We start from the raw sequence: 12927 nt of genomic DNA on the forward strand, positions 1-12927 counted from the left end.
TATTTTGTCATAGCGATACATGGTTAGGGCTTGATTTTTTGAACTTTCAACCCCATAAATGTACTTATAAGAAAGTCTCTTATCGAGGAAGAATATGAACAGTCCAATGTTTACCCGCACTTCAACACAAGAAAGTGCTCTACAAACGAACAAAGTATTGCGTAATACTTACGCCCTACTGTCGATGACGCTTCTATGGTCAGCTGTGGTTGCTGGCGTATCAATGGCGTTTAACCTACCACGTCCGGGCATCATCCTTATGTTGGTTGGTTTCTATGGTCTGCTTTTCCTAACAGAAAAGAACCGTAACAACAGCCTTGGATTGGTTTTCACCTTCCTGTTCACAGGTTTCTTGGGTTACACGATTGGTCCAATCCTAAACATGTACATCGGTGCAGGTATGGGTGACGTTGTACTGACTGCTCTCGGTGGTACGGCGCTATCGTTTATGGCTGCGTCAGCATACGCACTAACAACTAAGCGTGACCTATCTATGATGGGCGGCCTGATGTTGTCTCTGTTTGTGGTACTTGTGGTTGGTATGATTGCAAGCATCTTCATTCAGTCAACGATTCTACACTTGGCAATGAGCAGCTTGTTCATCGTGTTCTCAACCATGGCGATTCTGATGACGACTCAAGGCATCATCCGTGGCGGTGAGACGAACTACATCTCTGCGACAGTGACGCTATACGTATCAATCTACAACATCTTCATCAGCCTACTAAGCATTCTAGGCATCATGAACGACGACTAATCAGTCAGATTGAATAGAATTAAAAAAGCCCGAGGGTACACACCTCGGGCTTTTTGTTTGTTCATATATTGCTTTTACACTTGCTCTAGTTCGAGATCGACGACTTCATCCGCTTCAGGGTTCTGCCTAAAGCGCCTTACTTGAATAGTCTGCTCACCCATCATGATCTTTTTAGCGATTCGGTGCATACCATCAAACACTCTATAATCGCTGGTCAATATGACTGGATACGACAAATCCGCTTCGTTTATGCGCTTACAATGCAAGGCAATTTCACGACACGTTGGTAGTGGACCGTTAACATTAAACCATGTCACTTCATCTGGACCATTGATTTGGTCGATTGGAATCTCTTCTATTGGCAATGATTCTGCTAGCTGCCAAATTCTTTCTATAAACCAAGTTGATTTCACGCTGTCATTAATTTCAACGTACCTTTGTTTCGACATGACTGACTCCCTGTCACCATTATTCAATCAAGCTCATCAAAGATAATACTCAATCAGAGTCAGTACAACGCTATAACTCACTCAATTTCAAAAGAAATCGCTAGTATCCTCTTATTCACAAATGTAAGAGTAGCTGTAAAAACGATTAATTAACGCATGTTTATGCAAAGTCAGCTTTATTTACCCCGAAGATTTTCTAACACAGTGAATGAATAGCTAAATTTTTGAATAAACAAATAAAAAGCAACCTACGCCATAATTTGGTTGCTTTTACTGCGCTTGAACGCATGGTGTGATTATTTAGTTGAGAAGTTCCATGCCTGTACGCTAATCTATAAACATCAAAGATTACTTAACGGATAGAACGTTATGTTCGTTTACAACGGCAAAGAAATTGAAACCGATGCTCAGGGCTACTTGTTGGACCATACTCAATGGGAAGAAGGTATGATTGAGTTATTGGCGGAAGAAGAAGGCATTGAGCTAACCGAAGCGCACTTAGAAGTTGTCCACTTTGTTCGCGACTTTTATGAAGAGTTCAACACCTCCCCAGCAGTAAGAATGTTGGTTAAGGCGATGGAAAAAGCGCACGGACCAGAAAAAGGCAACAGCAAATACCTGTTTAAGCTTTTCAAAAAAGGCCCTGCAAAGCAGGCAACCAAACTGGCTGGACTCCCGAAACCAGCGAAATGCCTTTAATCATAAAATTTTGAAGCCGCGGTATGGTTTATATGAAGCGTTTTCATGCGATACGCTTTCGACAGTTGCCGTCCGTGGCCCCTCTTTCAACCACTCAGTAAACTCATCAATTTGTGTTTCAGTGCCGCAGGCAACCACTTCCACATCGCCATTATTTAGGTTTTTAGCGTAGCCAGTCAGACCCAGCTTCAACCCCTGATGTGAAGTTTGATACCGAAACCCCACTCCTTGAACAAGACCTTTTACTACATACTTTTCACACTTCAGATTCATCGTTATTTCGCTTCTTATAATGGTTATTGCAGACCCATCAAGCCTTTCAATAAGCGTAGCGGGTTTTTAAATCAATTATGGAAGAAAATCCGACTGGCGGGATTGATAAGTCTCTCATTCACCTAAATTTCAAATAAAGTGGGCTTGATTTTAAGCAACAACCCCAAGAGTGACACCGTAACTCTCAATAAAACCAACTGATTCCCAATGGTTATTGCTTTTACCAGCAACATCCCGGACAATACGCCCCTTTCAAAATTCAACAAGAGCTAAAGAAATGACAGCTGCTATCTATTTGGTTAAAGGTCGTGAGAAATCGGTTAAGCGTAAGCACCCATGGATCTTCTCTCGAGGCATCAATAAAGTTGAGGGCGAACCCGCGCTTGGCGAAACAGTTGATGTATTCACTCACGACGGTAAATGGTTAGCAAAAGCGGCATATTCACCGGAATCTCAAATCCGTGCTCGTATTTGGAGCTTTGAAAAAGAGGACATTAACAAAGCGTTTTTCGTCAAACGTTTTAAAGATGCGCAGCTTCTACGTGAAGACGTTATCGAGCGTGATGGGCTAACTGGCTACCGCTTAGTTGCGGCTGAGTCTGACGGCTTACCAGGCGTGACTATCGACCGTTACCAGAACTTCTTCGTCTGTCAGTTATTAAGTGCTGGCGCAGAGTACAACAAACAGGCAATCGTAGACGCGCTTGTTGAGTGCTTCCCAGACTGTAACGTTTACGAACGTTCTGATGTGGCGGTACGTAAAAAAGAAGGCTTGAAAGAAACCACTGGCGTTTTACATGGTGAAGAGCCACCAAAATCTGTGGTAATCGAAGAGAACGGCGTCAAAATCAGTGTCGATATCGTTGGTGGCCATAAAACCGGTTTCTACCTGGACCAGCGTGACAGTCGTCAACAAGCGATGAAATACATGAAGGATAAAGAAGTCCTAAATTGCTTCTCTTATACCGGCGGCTTTGGTCTTTATGCACTTAAAGGCGGAGCAAAACGTGTTATCAACGCGGACGTTTCTCAACCAGCTCTGGATACGGCAAAATTTAACGCCGAACTGAACGAGTTCGACATTTCTAAGAAGCGCGCTGTTTTCCTAAACGCAGACGTGTTTAAGTTGCTGCGCGAGTACCGCGATCAAGGTACTCAATTTGATGTGGTGATTATGGACCCACCAAAGTTTGCCGAGAGCAAAGCGCAGCTGAATGGTGCATGTCGCGGTTATAAAGACATCAACATGCTAGCGATGCAAATCCTAAAGCCTGGTGGCACTCTGCTTACTTACTCGTGCTCTGGCTTAATGGACCAAGTCCTGTTCCAAAAAATCATCGCGGATGCAGCGGTAGATGCGAATCGCCAAGTTAAGTTTGTTGAGCGTTTTGAACAAGCGGCAGACCACCCAACTGACACGGCCTACCCTGAAGGTTTCTATCTGAAAGGCTTTGCTTGTAAAGTGCTTTAGACCTCATTCAAGTATCAAATAAAAAACGGAGCTTTCGCTCCGTTTTTTCTTACTTAAAAACATCTATTCTCGTAAATGTTCCAGATTACTAATTAAGCTATTCGCGATATCTGCCGCAGAAGCACCGTCAAAATTAACCTCTAAATCCATACCACCTTTATGAATCATCAAGGTTGAATTAGGGCCTCTTTCCGTCACGGTGATACTAATATCGTCAACTTGTCCGCTGTAATCGCCAGAACCTAAGTCATCAAGCAATAGCGAGATGTCACTCTGACTAACATCTTCAAACAAATCAGCAAAATCAAGCTGATCACCAGTTTCGAAGTCAGTAACGGTGTCTGTAGCAGACTTCATTTCTGTCCATTTGAAAACGTCGTCACCTTCACCGCCCGTCAAGATATCATCGCCTAAACCACCGATTAAAATATCATTACCGCTGGTGCCGATTAACTCATTGTCTTGCTCGTCACCCATAATGACGTTGGACTCGGCATCTGCCGCCGCGGTCAATGTGAGCGATTGAGTATTGTAGTCAGCCGTTGCGACAGACTCAGCAGTGACGTTATTGAAGTCAACAGATACGGTTGCTTCGTTACTTAGCGCACCATCAGTATCGATTGCCTGATAAGTAAAGTCATCGTTCACATCAGTAAAGCTGGTAATTTCAGTCCCAACTAAGGTGAAGCCCGCTTTATCACTTGAACTGTTGGTTTCTGGAGTAAGTCGAATTTCATCAAAGCTACCATTCGCCATATCAACTGTGATAAAACCTTCATGATTACTTGTATAAGTAATATCAGTTGAGTAAAACTGCTGCACATCAACAAGAGCACCATTTAGGAAGATGTACGCCGTTAACCATGCAGCACCACTATTGAAACGGTCATTCAGACTCGCTAAATTCAGTTTCGCTTCGTTTGCTGATAAATCCTCATCCAGCTCTAGCGTAATATACTCACCAGTACTGATTTCATCACCCTGACCCGTTTCACTAGGAGAAATAACAACTAACCCGACCTGTTGATTTGCAAAATCGACTGAGATCTGAGCGTCGGAATCAAAGATGATGCTGTTACCAATGGTGATTATCTGACCTCCAGTGAACGTTAAGTTCGAGTTAGGTGGTGTATAAGAACCAACCAAGATATCTTTCCCTTGATCTTCAAGAAGATCAGCCGAATCAAAGCTCTGCTCATCGAAGAAGTCATCAGTCAGACGGTACTTAATATCTGTATTTTCATACAACTTGTTATTCGGATCATTTAAAAAGTCCTGATCAATGATGACTTCTACACCATTGTCCAGATAATAAAGCTCTCCGTGTTCAGGTAATGAAGTTATAACAATTTCAAGATCGGCATCATTTGCACCATTGGCATCATCTTCGAGGTCTTCAACTCGCTGTTCATTGGCGCTTGTTAGTCCATCAAACTCCACATCCTGAACAGGGAACATACCTTCTTCAACATTGAGAGAGATGATGAAATCACGAGCTGTTGGCGGTGAGTTGTCCACGATAGTCGCTAGACCTGTGTCACTGCCTTGTACTGGGCCTAAGCCAGTTACGGTTACGCTGAAATCTTCCGGACCTTCGTATACACCGTCATCGATAGACTCGATACGTAGGTCAAATTCAGTCATGCCCGCTGGCACCGTCACGACACCACCGACAGGCACGGCAACCCAACCTGAACCGGTATTGTATTCTAGCGTGCCAAGGTCACCTGCTACTGTTTCATCCGGGTTTAGTGTCAACTGAACCTGCACCGCCGCTTCTGAAGCATTACTCAATGACACGGTAAATGTAGCGAAATTACCTTCATCAATGGTACCTGCATCCGAGATAGACACAGTTGGACGATCGTCGTCCGTTTTAGTGCCATCATCCACGATGGTCGCCAGACCAGTATCGGTGCCCTGCACTGCGCCCAAACCATTCACGGTAACACTGAAGTCTTCTGGTCCTTCGTATACTTCATCATCGATGGTCGCAATACGCACATCAAATTCCGTCATCCCCGCCGGTACGGTCACGATGCCATCCCCAGGTACTTCCTCCCAGATCGAACCGGTGTAGTATTCAAGCGTGCCAAGGTCACCCACTTCTGTTTCGTCTAGGTTTAATACCAACTGCACTTGAACTGCACCTTCCGAAGGATTGCTCAATGACACAGTAAAGGTCGCGGTGGCCCCCTCATCTATGGTACCAGCATCTGAGATAGAGACGCTTGGACGATCATCGTCAGGGTTAGGACCAGGGCCGTTACCACCGTCGTAAATAATGCCCAGTGCAGTGTCGGTACCAAGTACTCCTGTAGCACCTTGGACTGCAACCGTGAAGGTTTCATCACCTTCATACACATCGTCGTCCGTGGTTGGTACAAACAATTTGAGATCGGTTTGACCCGCTGGAATGGTGTACGTACCATCACTGTTGGCGGTCACTACTGTTCCATCCAACAATGTAACCTTAATAGCGCCGATGTCACCAGGTTCAGCAGTATTAGCTCCTCCTGTTGACGTGTTCAATCTTACCGTCACGTCAATGTCTGCCGCTGCCGATAACCTGACCGTATAAACAGCGTCAGTGCCTTCATTTACACCCACGCTATTTTCTACGATATAAACACTTGGACGGTCGTCATCCGGGTTAGGACCAGGACCGTTCCCACCGTCGTAAATAATGCCCAACGCACTGTCACTGCCGACAACGCCTGTGTCGCCTTGTACCTCCACGGTGAAGGTTTCATCCCCTTCGTAGACGTCATCGTCTGTGGTTGGTACCGTCACTTTCAGCTCGGTTTCACCGGCTGGAATGGTGTATGTGCCGTCAGGATTCGCGGCGACGACCGTCACACCATCAGCCAGAGTCACCACAAAGCTACCAATGTCGTCCGCTTCCGCCGTGTTGCTGCCGTCGGTTGAGGTGTTCAAGCTGACGGTCACATCGATATCAGCCGCCGCGGATAACTTAACGGTATACACCGCGTCTGTGCCTTCGTTCACACCCACGCTGTCTTCAACGATAGACACACTTGGACGGTCATCATCCGGATCGGGATCCGGGCCGTTACCACCGTCGTAAATAATGCCCAGTGCAGTGTCGGTACCAAGTACTCCTGTAGCACCTTGGACTGCAACTGTGAAGGTTTCATCCCCTTCGTAAACATCATCGTCTGTGGTTGGTACGGTCACTTTCAGCTCGGTTTGACCCGCTGGAATGGTGTACGTGCCGTCACTGTTGGCACTCACCACGGTCACGCCATCGGCTAGGGTCACCACAAAGCTACCAATGTCGTCCGCTTCCGCCGTGTTGCTGCCGTCGGTTGAGGTGTTCAACCTGACGGTCACATCGATATCGGCCGCCGCGGATAACTTAACGGTATAAACCGCATCGGTGCCTTCGTTCACACCCACGCTGTCTTCAACGATAGAGACACTTGGACGGTCATCATCCGGATCGGGATCCGGGCCGTTACCACCGTCGTAAATAATGCCCAACGCGCTGTCACTGCCGAGCACGCCCGTGTCACCTTGTACCGCCACGGTGAAGGTTTCATCCCCTTCGTAGACATCATCGTCTGTGGTTGGTACGGTCACTTTCAGCTCGGTTTGACCCGCTGGGATGGTGTACGTGCCGTCACTGTTGGCACTCACCACGGTCACGCCATCGGCCAGGGTCACCACAAAGCTACCAATGTCGTCTGCTTCCGCCGTGTTGCTGCCGTCGGTTGAGGTGTTCAACCTGACGGTCACATCGATATCGGCCGCCGCGGATAACTTCACGGTATACACCGCATCGGTACCTTCGTTCACACCCACGCTGTCTTCAACGATAGAGACACTTGGACGGTCATCATCCGGATCGGGATCCGGGCCGTTACCACCGTCGTAAATAATGCCCAACGCGCTGTCACTGCCGACAACGCCCGTGTCGCCTTGTACCACCACGGTGAAGGTTTCATCCCCTTCGTAAACATCATCGTCTGTGGTTGGCACCGTCACTTTCAGCTCGGTTTGACCCGCAGGAATGGTGTAGGTACCGTCACTGTTGGCATTCACCACGGTCACGCCATCGGCCAGAGTCACCACAAAGCTACCAATGTCGTCCGCTTCCGCCGTGTTGCTGCCATCGGTTGACGTGTTCAACCTGACGGTCACATCGATATCAGCCGCTGCGGATAACTTAACGGTATACACCGCGTCAGTGCCTTCGTTCACACCCACGCTGTCTTCAACGATAGACACACTTGGACGGTCATCATCCGGATCGGGATCCGGGCCGTTACCACCGTCGTAAATAATGCCCAGCGCACTTTCACTGCCAAGAACGCCCGTGTCGCCTTGTACCGCCACGGTGAAGGTTTCATCCCCTTCGTAAACATCATCGTCTGTGGTTGGTACCGTCACTTTCAGCTCGGTTTGACCCGCTGGAATGGTGTACGTGCCGTCAGGATTCGCGGCTACGACCGTCACGCCATCGGCCAGCGTCACCACAAAGCCACCAATGTCGTCCGCTTCCGCCGTGTTGCTACCGTCGGTTGAGGTGTTCAACCTGACGGTCACATCGATATCGGCCGCCGCGGATAACTTAACGGTATACACCGCGTCGGTACCTTCATTCACACCCACGCTGTCTTCAACGATAGAGACACTTGGACGGTCATCATCCGGATCGGGATCCGGGCCGTTACCACCGTCGTAAATAATGCCCAGCGCACTGTCACTGCCAAGAACGCCCGTGTCGCCTTGTACCGCCACGGTGAAGGTTTCATCCCCTTCGTAAACATCATCATCTGTGGTTGGCACGGTCACTTTCAGCTCGGTTTGACCCGCTGGAATGGTGTACGTGCCGTCAGGGTTCACGGCTACGACCGTCACGCCATCGGCCAGAGTCACTACAAAGCTACCGATGTCGTCCGCTTCCGCCGTGTTGCTGTCATCGGTTGAGGTGTTCAACCTGACGGTCACATCGATATCGGCCGCCGCGGATAACTTCACGGTATACACCGCATCGGTGCCTTCGTTCACACCCACGCTGTCTTCAACGATAGACACACTTGGACGGTCATCATCCGGATCGGGATCCGGGCCGTTACCACCGTCGTAAATAATGCCCAACGCGCTGTCACTGCCGAGCACGCCCGTGTCACCTTGTACCGCCACAGTGAAGGTTTCATCCCCTTCGTAAACATCATCGTCTGTGGTTGGCACGGTCACTTTCAGCTCGGTTTCACCCGCTGGAATGGTGTACGTACCGTCAGGATTCACGGCTACGACCGTCACGCCATCAGCCAGAGTCACCACAAAGCTACCAATGTCGTCCGCTTCCGCCGTGTTGCTGCCGTCGGTTGAGGTATTCAACCTGACCGTCACATCGATATCGGCCGCCGCGGATAACTTCACGGTATACACCGCATCGGTACCTTCATTCACACCCACGCTGTCTTCAACGATAGACACACTTGGACGGTCATCATCCGGTTCGGGATCCGGGCCGTTACCACCGTCGTAAATAATGCCCAACGCGCTGTCACTGCCGAGCACGCCCGTGTCACCTTGTACCGCCACGGTGAAGGTTTCATCCCCTTCGTAGACATCATCGTCTGTGGTTGGTACCGCCACTTTCAGTTCGGTTTGACCCACTGGAATGGTGTAGGTACCGTCACTGTTGGCATTCACCACGGTCACGCCATCGGCCAGAGTCACCACAAAGCTACCGATGTCGTCCGCTTCCGCTGTGTTGCTGCCGTCGGTTGAGGTGTTCAACCTGACGGTCACATCGATATCGGCCGCCGCGGATAACTTAACGGTATACACCGCGTCGGTGCCTTCGTTCACACCCACGCTGTCTTCAACGATAGAGACACTTGGACGGTCATCATCCGGATCGGGATCCGGGCCGTTACCACCGTCGTAAATAATGCCCAACGCACTGTCACTGCCGACAACGCCTGTGTCGCCTTGTACCGCCACGGTGAAGGTTTCATCCCCTTCGTAGACATCATCGTCTGTGGTTGGCACCGTCACTTTCAGTTCGGTTTGACCCGCTGGAATGGTGTACGTGCCATCACTGTTGGCATTCACCACGGTCACGCCATCGGCCAGAGTCACCACAAAGCTACCAATGTCGTCCGCTTCCGCCGTATCGCTGCCGTCGGTTGAGGTGTTCAGCCTGACGGTCACATCGATATCAGCCGCTGCGGATAACTTAACGGTATACACCGCGTCAGTGCCTTCGTTCACACCCACGCTGTCTTCAACGATAGAGACACTTGGACGGTCATCATCGATTAAGGTGCCATCGTCTACAATGGTCGCGGTTCCTGTGTCTTGCCCCTGAACGACGCCTATGCCAGACACGGTCACACTGAAGTCTTCAGGTCCCTCATACACATCATCTGACGTAGTGCCAATGCGCACATCAAATTCCGTCATGCCCGCCGGTACGGTGACTAGGCCACCTACTGGCACTTCTACCCATCCTGAACCAGTGTTGTATTCCAGGATACCCAAATCGCCGACTTCGGTCTCATCTGGGTTTAATGCCAACTGAACCTGGACCGCATCTTCAGACGCATTGCTTAACGTCACGGTAAAGGTCGCAGTGCTACCTTCGTCAATCGTACCAGCATCGGAGATCGATACGCTTGGACGGTCATCGTCTGGATCCGGCTCAGGACCACTGCCATCATCGACGATGGTTGCCAGGCCAGTGTCGCTGCCCTGAACGGCACCAATGCCGGTTACGGTAACGCTGAAGTCTTCCGCGCCTTCGTAAACCTCATCCTGAACGGAGGCAACACGCACATCAAACTCGGTCATGCCGGCTGGTACGGTCACCATGCCATCGACAGGCACACTCACCCAGCCGGAGCCGGTATTGTATTCTAAAGTACCCAAATCGCCCGCTTCGGTTTCCTCTGGATTTAGAGTGAGTTGAACCTGTACCGCGTCTTCCGAGGCATTACTCAAGGACACCGTAAAGGAAGCGATATCGCCTTCATCGACAATACCCGCATCTGAAATCGACACGCTTGGACGGTCATCGTCTGGATCCGGCTCAGGGCCACTGCCATCATCGACGATGGTCGCAAGACCAGTGTCGCTGCCCTGAACGGCACCAATGCCGGTTACGGTAACGCTGAAGTCTTCCGCGCCCTCGTAAACCTCATCCTGAACGGAGGCAACACGCACATCAAACTCGGTCATGCCGGCTGGTACGGTCACCATGCCATCGACAGGCACACTCACCCAGCCAGAGCCGGTATTGTATTCTAAGGTACCCAAATCGCCCGCTTCGGTTTCCCCTGGATTTAGAGTGAGTTGAACCTGTACCGCGGCTTCCGACGCATTACTCAAGGACACCGTAAAGGAAGCGATATCGCCTTCATCGACAATACCCGCATCTGAAATCGATACGCTTGGACGGTCATCGTCTGGATCCGGCTCAGGACCACTGCCATCATCGACGATGGTTGCCAGGCCAGTGTCGCTGCCCTGAACGGCACCAATGCCGGTTACGGTAACGCTGAAGTCTTCCGCGCCCTCGTAAACCTCATCCTGAACGGAGGCAACACGCACATCAAACTCGGTCATGCCGGCTGGTACGGTCACCATGCCATCGACAGGTACACTCACCCAGCCAGAGCCGGTATTGTATTCGAAAGTACCCAAGTCGCCTGCTTCGGTTTCCCCTGGATTTAGAGTGAGTTGAACCTGTACTGCGGCTTCCGACGCATTACTCAAGGACACCGTAAAGGTTGCAATGTCACCCTCATCGACAATCCCTGCATCTGAAATCGATACGCTTGGACGATCATCATCAGGGTCCGGCTCAGGACCACTGCCATCATCGACAATGGTCGCAAGCCCAGTGTCGCTGCCCTGAACGACATCAATGCCAGTCACGGTCACACTGAAGTCTTCCGCGCCTTCATAAACCTCATCTTGAGTTGAAGCAACACGTACATCAAACTCGGTCATGCCTGCTGGTACGGACACCACGCCATCGACGGGCACAGTCACCCAGCCAGAGCCGGTATTGTATTCGAAAGTACCCAAGTCGCCCGCTTCGGTTTCCCCTGGATTTAGAGTGAGTTGAACCTGTACCGCGTCTTCCGAAGCATTACTCAAGGACACTGTGAAGGAAGCGAAATCGCCTTCATCGACAATACCCGCATCTGAAATCGACACGCTTGGACGGTCATCGTCTGGATCCGTTCCTGGACCGGTTCCGTCATCTAAAACAGTTGCAGTACCAGAAACAGGCGTCGTTTGGTCTACGGTTGTGCCAGTCAAGGTAAAGGTTTCTGGACCTTCATAAATATCGTCATCAACCGTATCTAAACTGACCGTGAAAGACTGCTCTCCAATTGGGAGAGAAACTGTGAACGTCCCGTCTTCATTCACTTGGATTTCTTGAGTCGTACCATCTGATAATGTGACGATAACGGTGGTATTTACGTAGTCAGTTCCCTCTTCGCCAGCAGAGCCGCCGACTGCTGAGCCATCACCCAAAGTCATTTCAATATCCGTTATGACTTCGGTTGCCTGATCTAAAGTGACGTCAAAAACGACTTGGTCACCTTCATTGACTGTTGGGCTGGATATTTCTTGAACGACGACCTCTGCAGGCAGTGGTGTGACTTGAGGAGCAGGTGGTTGAGGCTGGAAAATGTCCAGCAGAGTCTGAACTTGAGTACTAGAGAATCCTGTTCCATTTATGCCAACCGTCTCAAAATTAGTACTAGCTAGTACTTCAGTACCAGTTCGGTTAATCGCACCAGTATTTTGAGGGCTTGAGCCGTTAACCCCACCAGCAGCGGTATCAAACTCTTCTCCAAGCTGTGTTGGGTCCTGTCCCTGACCGATGGCTTCAATCAGCGCGGTAATGTCATCCGTCACATTGATCGAGCTGCCTTGCGGTGTAACTTGCTCAACAACTAGCTCCGAAGTATCTGAAACCTCTTCGATTATTAATTCACCAGGCTTTGGAGACTCTCCTTTTGCAAGGGTTCTTATATTCCCATCAAGCCCGATCACGACTATGTTGCCCATTAAAGAGCTCAAAGTTACTCGATCCATACCTACCTCGCCCCAATTCAAACTAATCCAAAAGTTTGTCACCTTTTTATTTACGACTATAGTTTAGACAAAATCATCATATTTTTCGTTGTATGTTTGGTGCTTACGAAGCTTTTCAACTCAAGGGGCGGGGTTTTCTAAAAGCGGGTAAATGCACTGTCTTCGGACCGTTATGATGTTCAAAATTC

6 protein-coding genes are annotated in these 12927 nt (G+C 49.5%); 3 read left to right on the forward strand and 3 right to left on the reverse strand.

What is annotated here, in order from left to right:
- Window positions 1–94 precede the first annotated feature (94 nt).
- A complete protein-coding gene (locus tag DBX26_RS07785) occupies window positions 95–757 on the forward strand; it encodes a Bax inhibitor-1/YccA family protein (protein ID WP_118118594.1) in 663 nt (220 codons plus the stop codon).
- 74 nt (window positions 758–831) lie between these two features.
- Here DBX26_RS07785 and DBX26_RS07790 read toward each other — a convergent pair whose 3' ends face one another.
- Window positions 832–1206 carry a hypothetical protein gene (locus DBX26_RS07790; RefSeq protein WP_020333317.1) on the reverse strand — a complete coding sequence of 125 codons (375 nt, stop codon included), beginning with the start codon at window positions 1204–1206 and terminating at the stop codon, window positions 832–834.
- Window positions 1207–1575: 369 nt separating this feature from the next.
- Here DBX26_RS07790 and DBX26_RS07795 point away from each other — a divergent pair, with 369 nt between their 5' ends.
- Window positions 1576–1905: a TusE/DsrC/DsvC family sulfur relay protein gene (locus DBX26_RS07795; RefSeq protein WP_014231912.1), complete on the forward strand. Its 330-nt coding sequence runs from the start codon at window positions 1576–1578 to the stop codon at window positions 1903–1905.
- Here DBX26_RS07795 and yccX read toward each other — a convergent pair whose 3' ends face one another.
- Window positions 1906–2178, reverse strand: coding sequence for an acylphosphatase (yccX, locus tag DBX26_RS07800; RefSeq protein WP_014231913.1), 273 nt, complete (start codon window positions 2176–2178; stop codon window positions 1906–1908).
- Window positions 2179–2455: 277 nt separating this feature from the next.
- On the opposite strand from yccX, the gene DBX26_RS07805 reads away from it, so the two are divergent.
- Window positions 2456–3649, forward strand: coding sequence for a class I SAM-dependent methyltransferase (locus DBX26_RS07805; protein ID WP_014231914.1), 1194 nt, complete (start codon window positions 2456–2458; stop codon window positions 3647–3649).
- Between the two features lie 63 nt (window positions 3650–3712).
- Here the strand turns inward: DBX26_RS07805 and DBX26_RS07810 are convergent, their stop codons facing one another.
- Complete coding sequence (locus DBX26_RS07810) at window positions 3713–12739, reverse strand: Calx-beta domain-containing protein (RefSeq protein WP_118118596.1); 9027 nt, start codon at window positions 12737–12739, stop codon at window positions 3713–3715.
- Window positions 12740–12927 lie beyond the last annotated feature (188 nt).

This window comes from Vibrio sp. dhg, assembly GCF_003443775.1.
Classification (GTDB): domain Bacteria; phylum Pseudomonadota; class Gammaproteobacteria; order Enterobacterales; family Vibrionaceae; genus Vibrio; species Vibrio natriegens.